The sequence below is a fragment of the Flavobacterium amylolyticum genome (assembly GCF_048284335.1).
Classification (GTDB): domain Bacteria; phylum Bacteroidota; class Bacteroidia; order Flavobacteriales; family Flavobacteriaceae; genus Flavobacterium.
Window position 1 is genome coordinate 822,408 of the sequence record NZ_JBLVPG010000001.1, and the last position, 18,015, is coordinate 840,422.

Genomic DNA, 18,015 nt, shown 5'->3' on the forward strand with positions numbered 1-18,015 from the left:
TAAAATCGCATCAATGAGCATCACAAAACACGACTGGACGAAAGACGAGATTATCGCAATATATAACAAACCGATGATGGATTTACTTTATGAAGCAGCTTCAATTCATAGAGAGCATCATGATCCTAATGTGGTTCAGGTTTCAACTTTATTGTCTATAAAAACTGGCGGTTGCCCGGAGGATTGTGGGTATTGTCCACAAGCAGCAAGATATCACACTGAAATTGAAGGTAATGATTTAATGTCCGTTAGCCAAGTAAAAGCGCAAGCTTTACGCGCAAAATCGAGTGGATCTTCTCGCGTATGCATGGGAGCAGCATGGAGAAACGTAAAAGACGGCCCCGAGTTTGATCAAGTTCTGGAAATGGTTCGTACCATAAACAAGCTAGACATGGAAGTGTGCTGTACGCTTGGAATGATCACTGAAAATCAAGCACATCGGCTAGCCGAAGCCGGTTTATATGCTTATAATCATAATTTAGATACCTCTGAAGAATATTATAAAGAAGTGATTTCAACCCGCGGATTTGAAGACCGTTTGCAAACCATTGAGAATGTTCGTAAAACAAATGTTACAGTTTGCAGTGGCGGAATAATTGGAATGGGAGAAAGTATCGAAGATAGAGCCGGAATGCTTGTAGCACTTTCTACGTTAAATCCACAACCGGAATCAGTACCAATAAACGCATTGGTTGCTGTGGAGGGAACTCCAATGGAACAAGAAAAACCTGTTGAAATATGGGAAATGATACGTATGGTAGCCACTACTAGAATCATCATGCCGGAAACTCAAGTACGCTTATCAGCGGGTAGAATGAACATGAGCCGTGAAGGGCAGGCTATGTGTTTCTTTGCAGGTGCCAATTCTATTTTTGCAGGAGATAAATTACTGACTACTCCTAATCCTGATGTAAATGAGGACATGAAAATGTTTGAAATGTTAGGTTTAAATCCACAAAAACCTTTTACAAAAGTTTCTCAACCTCAAACCGTTGAAGCTTCTGATTCTCAATTTGCTCCATTAGGCGAAAAACCAAAATGGTCCAGACCAGGACATACAATCGATAGAAATCTTGAAGCATCAGGTAAATAAAAAACAAAAAAATTCTAACCATCTTGCCCAAACAAGATGGTTTTTTTATGCCTATTTTTTAATAAATTATTTTTTTGACGATGGAATGGCCATTTTTCAAAACTATCTTCGCTAGCATCACTTGATGATTAGTACCTAAACCAGATATAGAAAAATCCATTGCATTTATCTTGTTCTTTTGATATATGCTTCTTCCCGCTAAGGAGTATATCGAAACCTCATCTATCAACTCTTGTGTTGAATATATTTGTAATTGTTTGTTTTCACTCGAAACAAAAATTGAGTTTTCCTCTTTTATAAATTCATTTACTGCCAATGTTTTATCACTATAAATCAATTTAAAACGATTTTCAAATGTCCCTACTGTTGTGGTAAAAAGATAACTGCCTTTTGATAAGTCTACGATATTATTGTTTAATTTATCCTCAATAAAAATACTTTTATGTAAAAATAGTCCATCTATCTGGTCCATTTTAATTATGAATGTTCCTGCCAACATAGTGGTAAACCCTAATTTAATTTCATCTGTTTCTTCAAAAGGCAAAGCTCTTCCTTGAATTACTAAATTCTTATCTTGATTTATGGTATAAAAGTCTAGATACTGATTTCCATTAAAACTCTCTCCATCAAAAGAACTGTCAAAATCATTGGTTGCTCCACTTGCATATCCTATTAAAATTTGCTTAAAAGCGCCTTCATTGTTGTATAAATTCAACCAGATGCGATGTTTCTCCACCAAATCTGATTCTAGTTTTTTACTATTATTCGATTTAAAAAAATTTAAATTTTGTCCCACTAACCGCATACTATTATTAAATACAGCCATCCCTCCCCCATTGATACTGGTAACAAAAAAAGCCTGTCCAGATGCAATCTTGCCATCTGGTTTGCTGTTATTAACTCCAGAATTTGTCGCAGCACTCGTACCCACGCCACCTAATAAGTTATATACTGCATAATCATCCGATGTATATGTGTTTTTATTGATAGCCGTATTGTGCGTCCAGAGGTAAATAGTTCCGTCCAGGATTCCTTTGTTCGCATTTATGAACAAATCTGCACCAAGTGCACAAGGATAAGGATTACCTATCAGATTTGAGGTTTGCGTTGTGGCAATTGGAACTGATGTCAGCCCGTTGTTTGGAATTCCTGTAAACAAAGCTTCATAATTAGCAGAAACCGTTTTCGAAAAAGTTGCAGGACCACGTATAATGTATCCTTTACCTACAGTCATAACATTAGTTGGAATCTCCGGTAACCATGATTTTTTGGAAGCGTCAAAGGAATAAAATTTATCAGAAGGTGTGTCCGGGGAAACATCAATTAATTTTTGACTTGAAACAGGGGAAGACCAATAGGTATAATCCGCTAAAAGAATCGGCGTTGTTTTTCTTTTTAGTTGAATAATTCCAGAATTACTAACTTGATCTTCGGATTGATATAGCGCAGCATTATTTTCTAAAATTAATGTTCCTGAACCAGAGTAATCAAAGATTAAACTTAACGTTTGTCCATCAGGAATACGAACTGTATTATTTGAATTAATAGCACAAGAGCAAGAATTAAGAGAAGTAGTTGGATTGTAACTGGCATTAAAAATTAGTGTTTTTTCAGACGAAGGCAACCCGTTGCTCCAAGAAGTACCGTTCCAAATTGAACTATTTGTACACAGTTTAATTCGGGCTATTCTATGTTTAGTTATACCGGAAACAGAATTAAAATTTCCACCAATCATGACTTTATTATTTGGGGTAAAACAAATGCTATACAGTGTACTATTTAAATTCACTGAAAAAGTAGTATCATAAATTCCGTTTGCAAGCAATCGCACCATGCGTTTTACAGCAGTCCCATTGTACGTTCCAGAAAAAGTTCCTCCAATCAATAATCGATCATCAGGCTGAATCAAAATCGCTCTAATTTCTCCATTACTGAAACCAGCCCCCATTGCAAAAGTAGTATCCAAACTCCCGTCACGATTCAATCGGAGAATTCTTTTTGCGGAAACACCTTTATAGTTTAAAAATGTCCCCCCAACAATCAATTTATCATCAGATTGTAGCGCTACAGAATATATATTTTTATCAAAACCACTACCTATAGAAAACCCAGTATCTATACTTCCATCCGCATTCAAACGAACTATTCGATTAAAAGAAGACCCATTAAAAATAGAAAACTGGCCTCCTAAAACTATTTTCCCATCCGGTTGAACCAAAATGGCTTCTACTATAGCATCCGCTCCTGAACCGATATTAAAACTGGGATCTAATGTCCCATCAGAAAGCAAACGAACAATCCTATTCCTAAGGTTACCGTTATAATTTGTAAAATTTCCACTCACAATTATTTTGCCGTCAGGTTGCAAAGCCAAAGCATAAACTTGATTATTAAAACCCATTCCTGTGATGAAAGTAGCATCAATAGACCCGTCTGCCAAAGTTCTCACAATTCTGTTTTGGACCGTTCCATTATAATTTGTAAAAGCCCCTGCAAAAACAATTTTAGTATCTGCTTGTACAAGAGCCGTTTTTATTGAATTATTTGCGCCTGTACCCGAAACATTGAAAGACAAATCAAACACTCCATCTGGAGACAAACATGCTATTCTGCTGCAAATAGTTCCATTAAATTTAGTGAAATTTCCTAAAACCATGGTTTTATTATCGACTAAGGAAAGAACTTTATAAACCGAATTGTCAAAACCAACTCCAGCTGTAAGATACCCAATATCTAGAGCTCCCACAGCGTCAATTCTGGCAAGCCTCCCTTGATTTTGAGAATCAAAAACAGAAAACGAGCCGCCTATATACCAAAAATTCCCTAACTCATCTGCCAGTGTATTTACTGTACCCGTCTGAGGTCCCAAACCTATATCAAACGAAGGATTAATAACACCTTTAGAATCCAGTAAAACTAATTTATTGACGTTAGCTCCATTATATGTCCCACTAAAAGATCCGCCTAACATAATAGCGCCTGTCGAAGCTATGTTTATAATTTCAACCACTCCGCCATCAAATCCAGATCCAGATAATAAAGAAGCATCAATCGTTCCATTGGAATTCAACCTAATGATTCTATTAACAGTAACACCATTGTAGGTGTCAAAGCTACCACCAACTATTATCTTTCCATCGGGTTGCACGGCAAGTGCTGAAATATCATTATTAAAACCAGTCCCTTGTGTAAAAGTAGTATCCACAACTCCGTTTGCATTCAATCTAATTATTTTACTACAAGCTGTTGAATTAAAAGAAATAAATGATCCGCCCAGAATTATTTTTCCATCGCCTTGAATTTGAACTTCCTCGATCAATCCATTTGCGCCAATACCAGTTACAAATCCCGAATCTAAAGTTCCGTTAGGCAAAAGTCGTACTACCCTATTTTTACTCACATCATTGTATTTTGTAAAACTACCTACTATGATTATGTTTCCGTCCGATTGTAAAGCCATGGCATATATTATTCCAGAACTCGCCGCTATGGTTGTATCAAATGTAGTATCAACAGAACCATCACTATTTACCCGAATTAAGCGATTGGCCCATTTTCCATTACACAAGGTAAATGATCCTCCCAAAATAATTTTCCCATCGGGCTGTATAAGGGAACAGTATACCTTTCCATTTATTCCTGTGCCTAAATTGAAAGATGGGTCTTTGGATCCGTCTGATAATAACCGACATAAATAGGATGTTGAACTACCATTAAAATTTAAATAATCTCCGCCAACAATCAGTTTCCCATCAGTTTGTAGAGAAACTGTTCTCACGGCCCCATCAAAACCATCTCCTTGCAATCCGTCATCATAAGTATTGAATGTTGTATCAGTCTTTCCTTGTTGCGAAAAAGCAACATTGATTAAAAAGAAAACACAAAAGAAAGTGAAATATTGCCATTTAATTATTGGAAAAGGGTTGGTGGCTTTTGTCTGAGTTGCACCAAAATTCATAATTTTAGTAAGTGATTTTTTTTCATATTAACTGATTAAAATTGTTTGTATTTCTTACTAAAATTTACAAATAAGAAAATCTTAAAAATAACTTTTATAAATATATAAACAATCCTTTCTCATTACAATACCCACATTTAGTGATATTTACACTTATGCCTTAATATGAATTGCAACTGTTTTTTATGAAAAAATCCCATTCTGAATATACAGAATGGGATTTTGAAATCTATTTTAGATTCTTTTTAAAGTATAATTTTATTCGTTACCGTTTGACCATTTTGCAGAATCGTTTTCACTATTAAAGCTTGCTCACTTGATCCTAGATCTCGTACCATAAATTCGTTATTTTCAACATTCGTCTTTTTATAAATCTGCTTACCCAGTAAATCATAAATTAAAACCTTATCAATTATTCCTAATGCCGAATTGATTTTAATTTGCTTATTTTTTACTGATACCAAAACCGCTTGTTCAATCTTATCAAAATCTCCAAGACCTAATGTTTTATTTGTATAACGCAGTACAAAACGATCATTAAAAACTCCTTTTTCAGTTGTGAAATTATAATTTGAACTTTTTAAATCGTGAATTACTCCCATCACCTTGTCTTCCAGATATACATTTTGAGTGGTAAAAAGACCATCTTTTTGAGCTATTGCTATAGTAAAATTTCCTATTATAGTAGTTTTGTAGCCTAACACAACTTGATCGTTTTCATCAAACGGCAAAGCTCTTCCTTGAATTACAAGATTTTTATCATCTTGAACACTATAAAAATCAATAAATGTATTACCGTCAAAACTTACTCCGTCATATATTTTGTCATATTCATTGCTGGCTCCTGTTATATAGCCCAAAAGGGTTTGTTTAAAAGCGCCTTCACTATTAGTAAGATTCAACCACAATCTGTTTTTTTCAATTCCTCCGCTTTTTTGCTCTTTAGAGGTTAATTTAAAAAATTGTGTATTAACATTCCCCCCTAATCGCATACTATTCTTAAACGATATTTTACCTGATGCAAAAGTACTCGCAAAAAAACCTTGACCCGCAGCTATTTTCCCCATAGGGATAACAGGAACTGAGTTAAGGTCACTTGGTGCTTTAGAACGTGTGGCTACACCTCCTGTTAAATTGTATGAAGCATAATCATCCGAAGTGTAAAGATACTTATTACCACTTATAAATCTTTCTGTATTGTGGGTCCAAAAATAGAGTGTCCCACCTAATACTGTTCTATTCGCAAGTAAAAATTGATCGGCATCCAATGCAGAAGGATATGGATTTCCTATAAGATAGGAAGCTGCACTAGTAACCGTAACGGGAACCTCAACATCTCCATTGTGTGGCACCCCATCAAATATTACTTTAATTGGAGTTGGAGCTTTGGGAGCAAAGTTCTCTTCTGGTCCTCTTATGATATACCCAATCCCTTTGTCCATTGAATTTGAAGAATTTATCGAAACAAAATTATTCACACTTGCATCAAAATAATAGTATCTACCCGGGAGCGTTGTTGGTGAAACGGCAAAAAGTGTTTGCGGCGACACAGGAGTCGACCAATATGTGTAATCATACCTATCAACCTGAGTTACTGTTTCTCTTTCATATTTTATTTTTCCAACATTTATAACGTTATTTATTTGAACTAAACTTGCGTTATTCTTAAACTCTATGCTACCCCCCGATACAGTTAGGCCATTAGTCAACGTCATGGTTTTCCCGGTTGCAATAATAACATTTCCTGATTTTACTTCGCAAGAACAACCCACTAAATCCATATTAATATTAAAACTTCCTTGAAAAACAATTTTTTGATCAATCGTTGGTGGACCATTTGTCCAACTCCCATTATAAATTGCTTCTAACGGCAATGGATTGATCAATACATTAGGGGATGCGACTGACAAACAAGTACTATTTGCAACTGTAAAAGTATAATTTCCTGGAGCTAAACCTGTAATAGATTTAGAGACCCCTGTACCCGTACCTATTGAAGCTCCGTTTTGATATAATGTCCATGTGCCCGCAGCAGGCAAACCATTCAAGACAATACTTCCTGAGCCAATAACACAGGTGGGATGTATGGTAGTTTCTACTGCTGGAGCTAATGGTTTTGAAGGCTGTGCATTGATAACTATATTTGCTGAATCAGAAGAACCGCAACTGGAAAGCGAATATAGCTGAGATTGCGGAATAATTTGCGAGGCTTGATTTGTACTCTTCCACGATAATTGAGATAACGCCTGACCTGTATTTTCATAATATTCTAAAACGATATCATATTTTACACCTGCTGTAAGAGTTATCGTCCCTGTGTTTTCCGTTTCCGCATGGTTTGTCCAATTATTGATGATTTGTACTCCATTCACCCATAATCTGATTCCATCATCACTTTTTGTTATAAAAGTATAGTTTTCACTGTATAGCGGTTGTATTTGTCCTGACCACCTTACTGAAAAATTATCATTATTAATTAAACTATTCGGACTTCCACCCGCCCAATTAAAATTAACTGTACCATCAACATGTGTCAATACTGGCGTTCCTGTTAGTGTAATATTGTTAAAATACTCCCCTTTTAATCCATTAATTGAACCTACTACTGAATATGTATACGCCCCAGTAGAAAGTCCTGAAATTGTTGTACTTGTTCCAGTAGCTGTAGTTGTATTCCCTCCTGGAGTTCTAATTAGCGTCCAAGAACCAGAGGGCAGACCACTTAAAACTACATTGCCTGAAGAAATTGCACAATCTGGCTGGGTGACAGAACTTACTATTGGAATAGAAGGTGAAGGATTCACTTTTACTGTTATTGTACTTGTTTTCACACAAGACCCTGAACTTACACTATAGGTTATTATTGCACTCCCCGCTGAAGACCCGCTTGTTACCACCCCTGTTATTGGATTGACTGAAGCGACAGAGGTATTGCTACTGGTCCAGGTCCCTCCCGCCACGGTGGAGGTAAAAGTAGTTGTTTTTGAACCAGATGTACATATGTTTTGATTACCTGATAATGTTCCTGCACTTATGGGGCATCCAGTTAATGTAACATTATCAACGAAAAGCGTTCTAACTCCATTGCCCGTTGGATTTGAATCTTTGTAAATTGCGATCCAAACTACTTCATTATTATTAGCTGAAGCAGGCAAAGTAATACTTGTCTTTGTACCATTAGCATTTATAGTTGGAGTATATGAAGAAATAATAGTACTTGTTGTGCCGCCTGAATCCGGACTTACTAAGACGGAAAATGGGCCTATAGCGGTATTATCAGTACTGTTACAATAGGAAAAAGTCATGTTTTCATATCCAGTAGTGTTTACAACAAACAAAAAATAATTACCTGTATTCCAGCCGTTACCAGACAACGAATTACTTCCTCCACAAGCATTAATAGTGCTCAGTACTGCATTACTTACCCCACTTTGATAAATTTCTGGCACTCCAACAACATTATCGATATTTGGAACAACTCCATTTTCAAAATTAAATTGAAATAGAGTTGTTTGTCCATTAGATTCAATAGACAACAACATAAAAAAAACGAAAAAAAGTATTCTAGTATGTATTAAAAGTAATTTTTTATTCATGTGACATTGTTTTATATATCCTAATAACTAATTAAATATCATTTAATTTATTTATGCAACAAACAAAATTTGGTACACAAGATAGTTTTGGATTTTAAATAAACAACAATTTAATCGACGAATAACCCAAAAATCTGTTGAAAAACCTGTTTTAACAATTTAAAAACCTAGAAAATTACTCACAAAAATAAAATATTTACGCAGACTTACCCTACTTTAAAGAAATATTTGACCTTTAAAAGCGAGCTTCTCTCTATTTAAAGAAAAATAAATTCTTAACGATCTCTTGGAACAAGATAGATTTAAACCTTATTTTTGAATATAAATTTTAATGCTTTTAGAAATTCTTTTGCCCCTGCAACACTTATAAAACAAAAAAATGAACCCGATCTATACCGTAAAAGTGGCCATACCTAAAATAGAGCATTATTGTGCCTATCAGGAACGCTGTCACGAAGAAGTGGTTCAAAAATTGCGAAGTATGAAAATGGAATCTGATGAAATCGACACGATCATAGTGCATCTTATCTCCGAAAAATTCCTCAATGAAGAACGCTTCGCTTGTAGTTTTGCCAGAGGGAAACACCGTATTAAGTTCTGGGGTAAAATTAGAATCGTCAATGAATTAAAATTTAGAAAGATCACTCAATACAACATTAACCTGGCACTCAAAGAAATTACCATTGAAGAGTATGCATCAACTTTTCATGCGCTAGCAGAGAGACATTGGAAATTCATACGAGAACCCAATTTATTAAAAAAAAGAAAAAAATTCTGTGATTATTTGTTACGCAAAGGATTTGAAAGTAATTTGGTGTATGAGAAAGCAAAAGAGCTGGAGAATTTAAACAAAAACGACATGGATTTCTAAACCATTCCCTAATGTAAATGCGCTCTTTTTTACCGATTATAAACTCAAAAGTACACTCACTGCATTTCCGCCAAAACCTACTGCATTTATCAATACTTTACCGATGGGTCTCTTTTGTATTTGTGCTTCCGCAAAAGGAACTCCGATAAACGTGTTGTGCTGCATCATCAGTATTGCTAATTCCATACTTAATATTCCTGAAGCTCCAAAAGTGTGTCCTATTTTCCATTTATTGGTAGTCAACAAGGGAAGTGAGATACCAAAAACTTTCTGAATTGCTTTATACTCTGTCAAATCCCCTTTTATAGTTCCAGGAGCATGCATTACAATAACATCTACTTCGGATAAATTAGTGTTTTGTAAGGCCATTTTCATTGATCGCTGGAAACAAATCGCTTCTGTAGAAATAGAAATATTATGTTCCAGAATTTCAGTAGCGTACCCAATCCCTTCTATGTATGCTAATGCATTTTCGGTTTCACCCACTTCAAGACAACAAACTCCGGCACCTTCACCAAGAATCATCGTGTTCTGTTTTTTTTCTAAATCAAACGCACGATTTGGATACGCTGCCGCACTATTCGAATATATTTTTAAAGCACGCATTTGAGCAATCGTAAAATCAGTCAATGGCGCTTCACTACCACCAACCAGAAATTTATCTGCCATTCCTGCTCTAAGCCAAGCCACTCCGTTCAATACAGCATGCAAAGCTGTAGAGCACGTAATAGAATGAGAAATTTCCGGACCTGAACTTTGTAAATCATGCGCAACCCAGGAAGAAATATTCCCCAAAGTGGTCGTGGGAGAAGCCAACGTTTGTGCTTTTCCAGTTTCTAAATACTCCTGATAGTGTTTTTCGAATAAATCTGTTGCTCCTCTGGATGAACCAATATTGATTCCAAAAATATCCTTTGTAGTCCAGCCCGCTTTTTCCACTGCTATTCGCGAAGCCGCCATCGCGTACAAAACTGATTTGTCTAACGATTTGTATTTATGGTCTGACTCACTTATAGCATCTACACTTTGTTTTGAATCCGGATCCAGTTTAGCAACATACGTTTTTTTATGATCCAAAATTGATTCCGAAAAACAATGTTCATCATTGAGGTAATTTTTCCAAATAGCTTCAGGTGTATTTCCTAAAGGTGAGATGGACGCTATGGCTGTAATGGAAATTTTTTTAGACAAAGTACTACTGTTATTTAACCCCAAAGGTCGCAAAGTTTTTCCAAAAGTGACAGAGATGTTTGCAATCTTTCTAAACTTTACAGCAAAAATTACTTGCAGACAACACTACTTTACCTTAATTCTACAGGTCTTTTAATTCTTTTCGATTTTATATCTTAGAAAAATATACGACCTGCAACTAAACAATATCTAATGCATTTTCAACTACTTGATATATTTTTTGCAATTGCGCATCTGTTATAATGTAGGGAGGCAAAATGTAAACAATATTCCCTACTGGCCGCAAAATAACCCCGTTTTCAATAAAAAAATTATAGAGTGTATTGCGTAGGCTTCCGTAATAGCTGGCGACACTTTCGGTTTTTATTTCTAAAGCAAAAATGACTCCTAAAACACGAGTGACGGTTACTTTTGGATGGTTTTTTATATGTTGCTCAAAATCTAAATGGCGTTGATTGACCCGAACGATATTAGCCTGCATTTCAGTAGTTTGCAACAAGTCAAAACTTGCCAAAGCCGCCGCACAACCCGTTGGATTTGCAGTAAAGGTGTGCCCATGAAACAAGGCTTTATTAATATCGTCATCATAAAAAGCATCGAATAAATCCTGAGTAAAAGTAGTAATTGCCATAGGAATAGTCCCTCCGGTCAACGCTTTAGACAAGCACATCATATCCGGTTTTTCTACTAAATAATCCATTGCAAAAGTTTTACCTGTTTTTCCAAAGCCCGTCATAACTTCATCAGCAATAGTAAGCACTTTATTTCCCTGACAAATTCGCATCAATTGATCTAATGACTCCGGCTCATACATAACCATTCCAGCGGCTCCCTGGACCAATGGCTCAAAAATAAAAGCAGCGCAACTGTGCTTTTTTATAACCAATTGTAACGCATCATAACTTTCTTGTTCTTGTCCTTTTACAGGAACCGGAATCCGAACCACATCAATGAACATTCCCTGAAAAGCTTGGGTGTAAAATGAAATTCCGCTTGCCGCCATAGCCGCAAACGTGTCGCCATGAAAAGCATTTTCAAAAGCGATTATTGTAGTTCTCTTTTCTCCTTTATTATAAAAATACTGTAAAGCTACCTTAATTGCAACCTCAACTGCAGTAGAGCCATTATCAGAAAAAAATATTTTTTGTTGGTTTTTCGGTAAAATTTCCATCAATTTCTCCGCTACCAAAATAGCGGGTTCGTGTGTAAATCCGCCAAACAACACATGTTCTAATGTCGTGAGCTGTTTGTAAATCGCATCAGCAATAAAGGTATTCGAGTGTCCATAAGGATTCACCCACCAGGACGCAATTGCATCAATGTATTCTTTATCATTTTCGTCCCAAAGTAAAGCGCCCTTTCCTTTTTTGATGGCAATAGGCAATGCTGCCGTTTTGTGTTGGGTATACGGATGCCAAAGATATTGGCCATCTCTTTCTGTTAAGTTCATTTTATCTTAGATAAAAGAAGTAAAAAACAAGATAGAAGAATTCATACAATAGCGTATCCATACTTCCTGTTTCTTATTTCTTAATTTATAATTCCAATAGCTTTTCCCGGAACAATTCAGCATATTCTTTTATTACATTTTGGTCAAAATAAGGCTCTTGCTCTATTCGCCCAATACATTTTATGCCCGTTTTATTTAAAATTATATTCTCGGTCGCTTTATTTTCGTCGCCAGAAAATACAATTCCTGCTACCTTAATTTTTCGGTTTTGCAATCCTTCAATTGTCAATAACGTATGATTGATACTTCCCAAATAATGACGGGAAACCACAACCACTTTATAATCGGGTTGAATTAAATCAATAACACAGTCATTTGAATTCAACGGAACAAAAACACCTCCTGCACCTTCAACCACCAAGTGATTGTTCGTTTTGGGCTCTATAATCTCTTGTAAATTAATGGTAATTCGGTCTATTTCTGCTGCGAGATGCGGACTTGCTGGCGTCTTTAAAGCATAACTATTGGGGTGGATCACTGTTTTTTTATTGGACAAAAAAGATCTGATTTTATGGCTGTCCGAATTTTCTAAATCACCCGCTTGGATGGGTTTCCAATAATCAGCTTCTAAAGCTTCCGTTATAATGGCCGAGGTTATCGTTTTACCTACATCGGTTCCAATTCCTGTAATGAATAGTTTCATAAATTTTTCTGTTTCATAAAGATTCACTCCCTTAAAAATAGTTTCACTTTATTTTCTTGCAATAAATCAGCCCTCTTAAATTTAAATATTAACGATAATTTGCTTAATCCGTATCAACCTTGCGCTGTAAAAACAAAAGTACTCAACAAACTTAACACTTCCGAGATTTCTTCAGTTGAATTATAACTGTGTAAACAAAAACGCAGGCGTTCCTGCCCTTCAGGAACGGTTGGAGAAAGTATGGCTTTTACATCAAATCCTTTTTCCTGTAATTGACTGGCAATGGTTTTGACTTTCTCGTTTCCCGGAATAATCGCTGATTGTATTGCCGATTTGCTTCGCACAAAAAGCGGTTTTAAACTCAACGTATTTTTCTGCTGATTAAAAAAAACAATATTTTCTCTTAGTCTTAAAATTGGAGCCGAATCATTTTTTAAATGTTGGTACGCAATCAAAATTGTCGCAACAGCATGTGGTGAAAGTCCTGTGGTATACATAAAACTTCTGGCGAAATTTACTAAATAATTTCTCAATTCAACCGAACCCAAAATCGCGGCTCCGTGGCATCCCAATCCTTTTCCAAAAGTCATAATGCGGGCAAAAACATGATCTTGTAAGCCTAGCATTTTAACAAATCCTTCCCCTTTTGAACCAAAAACGCCCAAAGCATGCGCTTCATCAATAACTAAATAACACTCGTGTTTCGTAGACAATTGGGTCAGCTGTTCTAGATTAGGGCAATCTCCGTCCATTGAAAAAACAGATTCGGTGACGATATAAATAACCGTATCTGGATTCCGTACAATCAACTTTTCTAAATCTTCAAAATCATTGTGATTGAATTTATAGGCTTTGGCATTCGACAATTGAATTCCGTCTCGTATAGAAGCATGACACAATTCATCGTATAAAATTAAATCGCCTTTTTGGGGAACTGCACCAAAAAAACCAATATTAGCATCATAGCCCGAATTAAAAATTAATGCGGTTTCGGATTGATGAAACTGAGCAATGAAATCTTCTGTTTCTGGATACAGTTTATGATTACCTGACAATAATCGAGAACCTGTAGCTCCGTTTTGAATGATTTTAGTATTTATTAAATACTGATGCGTTTGATCAAAAATAGCTGCTGACTGAGATAAACCCAAGTAATCATTAGATGAAAAATCAATCGCTTTACTTGACAAAGGCAATTGTCGCAACGCATTATTCTGCTTTCGAAATGCCAGTTTAGCGGATAGATTTTTTGGAAAATGTTTCATAGTAGACAAAAATAGGCATCTTTTTCGGTTTCTGAATTTTGCTTCCATTTTGTTTGCTAATTTGTCTAAATAAATGAATTTTGGCACATTAATTCTAATTTCAGATGTCGTTTTAAAATTGATTAAAGTTAAATTGATTAAAAATTAACAATTGAAAAACAATACTAAAAAAAATAGTCCTAAAATTTTCCGAAAACGGTTTCGATTAATAAAATTCATAAAATTATGTTAAAAAAAACTTAAAATTAATATTGAAGATGTTAACTTATTAAATAGTTTTCTACTTTCGGCAAATATGAAACGAATTGCATCACTTTTCTTATTAGTAACGTTGTTTTACAACGTGATGGGATACTATCTGATGTTTGCTTATCAAGAGGAGCAAGCATGGGTATCTTCTATGGAAAAAAGACAGGATCCTGAGTTTCAAATAATCCAATTGAATGCAACTTTATATTCTTTTATTGAAGACACTGATTTTGAATACGTAAATGAAGATGTGATTATCAACAACAAAAGCTATCATATTTTCAAGAAAAGAATTCAAAACAATATCTTAAGCTTGTACTACTTGCGCAATTCTCACCAAGATGCTATAAGTCAGGATTTAAAAGACATTGTTGACAATCAATTATTCAACGGATCTTCATCAAAAGAGTCTCCAGTCAAAAAATTACTAAAATCTTTCCTTAAAGATTACGTAGCCAACACAGTCATTTGTATGTCTTTTTTAACCAAAAAAGAAACTGAGCTTGTTGCATTTAATAAAAATCCAAAAGAGTCTTTGCGCTCTGGATATTTCACTTTACCCTACACACCTCCGGATTTCGTTTAATTTATATTTTATACCAAAAACATTACAATACTGAATCCATAGTATTTAGTATTACTTTTTAAAATTAATATATCGCCTCTGGGTTCTGATATTAAAATTGATTAGTGTTAGCTACATTGGTATAAATTTACGGCGAGAAGTACCTTATTCCTTCAATAAAATCATTGATTCGCCAATCCAATTCAAATTATTATTTTATTTTTTTGCCAATTGTTTTAAACCATTAGGACTATCTCCTTTGGTTTAAAACCTGAAAACTTAGTAAACTCCGAGTGAAAAAATCATTCTGTTTACTTCAATATCATTTGTCGTAATTTTCAATAGTAGACTAAGTGTTAACGACAAAGAAAATGCACCCAAAGTAGGTATTCCTGCTCAAGGAGATGTGGCATTTGCAGATTACTCGATTACCGTGGGATTACCATCCCGATTTCAACAAGCAGTTTGCCTCATAGGCAGTGCCATAAGAATACCAAAAGATCTTTTAAAGTATAAAACTATTAACCGAAACCATTTTTTTAATGAAAAAATTTTACTTGAGTTGCCTGCTGTTGGCACCTTTATTTATGAATGCTCAAACAGAGATTGATGGAATCATGATGAGTAAAGGCAATTTTTGTTTTGGAACAGTATACCAATACAGTAGTTGGGACAAGTATTGGGAAGGAACATTTAAAAGAGAAAACCTCAATTTTGGCACCGTATCCACAACGTCAGTTGCTTTAATGGGCAACTATGGGGTTTCTGATAAATTGAATCTTATTTTTAGCCTACCTTACATAGAAACGACTGCCTCTGCAGGAACAATGGAAAGTCAAAAAGGATTACAGGATGTATCGCTTACGGTAAAATATATGCCGTTTGAAAAAACAATTGGAAACGCTACTTATGCTTTATATGCGCTTGGAGGACTTTCGGCTCCAGTATCTAATTACCCAGCTGATTATCTTCCATTAAGCTTGGGTTTACAGAGCAAGACGGCTTCTTTGCGATTAATGGGTGATTACCAAAGAGGCAATTTTTTCACAACTATATCAGGCGCTTATGTAAAAAGGGCTAATATTACCATTGACCGAAATGCCTATTACACTACCGAAATGCACTACACTAATGAAGTTAATATGCCAGATGCAATTTCGGTAAACTTTAGGATTGGATACCGCTCTAACAGATTAATAACGGAAGTGATTCTAGACAATTGGGTTACTCAATCTGGAGGATTTGACATTACTACCAACAACATGCCTTTTCCTAGCAATACTATGAATGCGTTAAAAATTGGCTTGAATACTAAATATACGCTCAAAAAAATACCAGCATTATCTATTATAGGAGGCTACAATTTTGTCACTGAAGGGAGAAATGTAGGGCAATCCAATACCTTTTATGGCGGTTTATTTTATGTTATTAATTTAAAAAAAACAACGCAACAAGATGAAAAATAAAATACAAAAAATAGCCTCAAATACTCTTTTGGTTTTATTACTTGCGTTACTCTACTCGTGTAGTGATGAGTTAACAGAACGCAACGAGCAATTTCCTCAATTGAATCCGACTAATTCTGATGTGCTTGCAGGGACTTGGAAAACATTCTTATTGACTTCAGCCGATGAGTTCTCACTTGACGCACCGGTAGCAGCTAATACCCCTGCATTTGCAAGAGAAATTAACGAGATTAAAAGTTACCAACAAAACATAACTCCGGAACAACACAAAATAATCAAATACTGGAGCGCCGGAGGGGTACTACGCTGGAATGAAATCATGAGAACATTAGTGGCCCGACACAATCGGCCTCCGTATCAAAATCAAGACGGAACATATCCTGCACCTTCCGGAGCAAATCCGTTTTCGAATCCGCAGTTTCCGTTTTCAAACCCTCCTTACGCTGCCAGAGCGTATGCGTATGTGAGTGCCGCACAATATGATGCGATGATTGCTACTTGGCACTATAAAAAACTATACAACAGAGCGGCACCTTTTACAGTTGATGCAACGTTACCCGTTTTAATCCCAAAAAGCACCTTGCCTTCGTATCCATCCGAAGATGCTGTTTTAGCAGGAGTAACTGTTGAACTGTTAAAATTATTATTCCCAACAGAAATCGCTTACATACAAGAAAAAGCAGAAGAGCAAAAAATATATCGCATTATTAGTGGTGCCAATGTTCGAAGTGATGTTGATGCTGGAATTATTTTAGGCAGAAAAATTGCCGCTAAGTTTATTGCCAGAGCAGCTGCGGATGGTGCTGGTGCAGCTATTGGCAATCCGGTTCTTTGGACACAACTGGAGACGCAAACCGCTTCCACTGGAGAAATACCATGGAAATCTCTAGATTTTCCAGCTAGACCACCGATGTTGCCAATGTTTGGTAAAGTAAAATCATTTTTAATGACTCCAGAAATGATTATCGCCAGCCGACCGGTCCCACCACCTCCCACGAAATCAGAACAATTTGCTAAAGAATTAGCTGAAGTAAAAACCAACAGTAAAAATGCTACTAGAAAAAACATGGAAATTGTTACCTTTTGGGCTGATGGCGTAGGTACGTACACACCGCCAGGCCACTGGAATGCTATTGCTGCTGAAGAATTTGTAGCCCAAAATTATAGTGAAGTACGATGGGCCAGAAATATGGCGTTATTGAATATTGCCATGATGGACGCGGCTATAAGTTGCTGGGATGCAAAATACTTTTATTTTAATCCAAGGCCTTGTCAAATGGATCCATCTATAAAGACATTAACCGGGATTCCAAATTTTCCTGCTTATGTATCAGGTCACTCTACCTTTAGTGGTGCTGCTTGTGCCGTTTTATCGCATATTATTCCTGCAAAGGCGAAAAGCTTTTCAACTATGGCTAAACAGGCCTCTGATTCGCGCTTATTAGGTGCTATTCATTACAGGAGTGATTGTGAAAAAGGACTTGAATTAGGTGAAAAAGTAGGTGGATTTGCTGTTGCAAGAGCCACAATAGATGGAGCGGAATAATTAAAATATAAGTTGATAATTTGTAAATGGTTTGTTTAAATACTTTTATCAGCTACAGCCTA

Annotated in this window: 11 protein-coding genes; 5 read left to right on the plus strand and 6 right to left on the minus strand. The window is 35.8% G+C overall.

Features of this window, described 5'->3' with window-relative positions; all coding sequences use genetic code 11:
* Nucleotides 1–13: 13 nt before the first annotated feature.
* Nucleotides 14–1,093: a biotin synthase BioB gene (gene bioB, locus ACNQF9_RS03700; RefSeq protein WP_417958898.1), complete on the plus strand. Its 1,080-nt coding sequence runs from the start codon at nucleotides 14–16 to the stop codon at nucleotides 1,091–1,093.
* A 58-nt stretch (nucleotides 1,094–1,151) separates the two neighbouring features.
* On the opposite strand, the gene ACNQF9_RS03705 is transcribed toward bioB, so the two are convergent.
* Nucleotides 1,152–5,051, minus strand: a complete 3,900-nt coding sequence (locus ACNQF9_RS03705) for a T9SS sorting signal type C domain-containing protein (protein ID WP_417989675.1) — start codon at nucleotides 5,049–5,051, stop codon at nucleotides 1,152–1,154.
* A 245-nt stretch (nucleotides 5,052–5,296) separates the two neighbouring features.
* Nucleotides 5,297–8,647, minus strand: a complete 3,351-nt coding sequence (locus ACNQF9_RS03710; RefSeq protein ID WP_417958901.1) for a PA14 domain-containing protein — start codon at nucleotides 8,645–8,647, stop codon at nucleotides 5,297–5,299.
* A 379-nt stretch (nucleotides 8,648–9,026) separates the two neighbouring features.
* Between ACNQF9_RS03710 and ACNQF9_RS03715 the strand changes: the two genes are divergently transcribed.
* Nucleotides 9,027–9,518 (plus strand): regulatory protein RecX, encoded by a 492-nt coding sequence (locus ACNQF9_RS03715; RefSeq protein WP_417958902.1) that lies wholly within the window; start codon nucleotides 9,027–9,029, stop codon nucleotides 9,516–9,518.
* Nucleotides 9,519–9,554: 36 nt separating this feature from the next.
* Here the strand turns inward: ACNQF9_RS03715 and ACNQF9_RS03720 are convergent, their stop codons facing one another.
* The 4 genes from ACNQF9_RS03720 to ACNQF9_RS03735 all read right to left on the minus strand — a co-directional run bounded on the left by ACNQF9_RS03720 (nucleotide 9,555) and on the right by ACNQF9_RS03735 (nucleotide 14,127).
* Nucleotides 9,555–10,709, minus strand: a complete 1,155-nt coding sequence (locus tag ACNQF9_RS03720) for a beta-ketoacyl synthase N-terminal-like domain-containing protein (RefSeq protein ID WP_417958903.1) — start codon at nucleotides 10,707–10,709, stop codon at nucleotides 9,555–9,557.
* 178 nt (nucleotides 10,710–10,887) lie between these two features.
* Nucleotides 10,888–12,159, minus strand: coding sequence for an adenosylmethionine--8-amino-7-oxononanoate transaminase (bioA, locus tag ACNQF9_RS03725; RefSeq protein ID WP_417958904.1), 1,272 nt, complete (start codon nucleotides 12,157–12,159; stop codon nucleotides 10,888–10,890).
* Between the two features lie 85 nt (nucleotides 12,160–12,244).
* Entirely contained in the window at nucleotides 12,245–12,862 is a 618-nt protein-coding gene (bioD, locus tag ACNQF9_RS03730; RefSeq protein ID WP_417958905.1) for a dethiobiotin synthase, read from the minus strand.
* 113 nt (nucleotides 12,863–12,975) lie between these two features.
* Entirely contained in the window at nucleotides 12,976–14,127 is a 1,152-nt protein-coding gene (locus ACNQF9_RS03735) for an aminotransferase class I/II-fold pyridoxal phosphate-dependent enzyme (protein ID WP_417989854.1), read from the minus strand.
* A gap of 295 nt (nucleotides 14,128–14,422) precedes the next feature.
* On the opposite strand from ACNQF9_RS03735, the gene ACNQF9_RS03740 reads away from it, so the two are divergent.
* The 3 genes from ACNQF9_RS03740 (at nucleotide 14,423) to ACNQF9_RS03750 (ending at nucleotide 17,953) form a co-directional block, all read left to right on the plus strand.
* The gene (locus ACNQF9_RS03740) at nucleotides 14,423–14,962 is read left to right on the plus strand and encodes a hypothetical protein (protein WP_417958906.1); all 540 of its coding nucleotides are present in this window, start codon (nucleotides 14,423–14,425) and stop codon (nucleotides 14,960–14,962) included.
* Between the two features lie 521 nt (nucleotides 14,963–15,483).
* Nucleotides 15,484–16,407: a hypothetical protein gene (locus ACNQF9_RS03745; protein WP_417958907.1), complete on the plus strand. Its 924-nt coding sequence runs from the start codon at nucleotides 15,484–15,486 to the stop codon at nucleotides 16,405–16,407.
* Entirely contained in the window at nucleotides 16,397–17,953 is a 1,557-nt protein-coding gene (locus ACNQF9_RS03750; RefSeq protein ID WP_417958908.1) for a vanadium-dependent haloperoxidase, read from the plus strand. Before ACNQF9_RS03745 ends, ACNQF9_RS03750 begins: the two co-directional genes overlap by 11 nt.
* Nucleotides 17,954–18,015 lie beyond the last annotated feature (62 nt).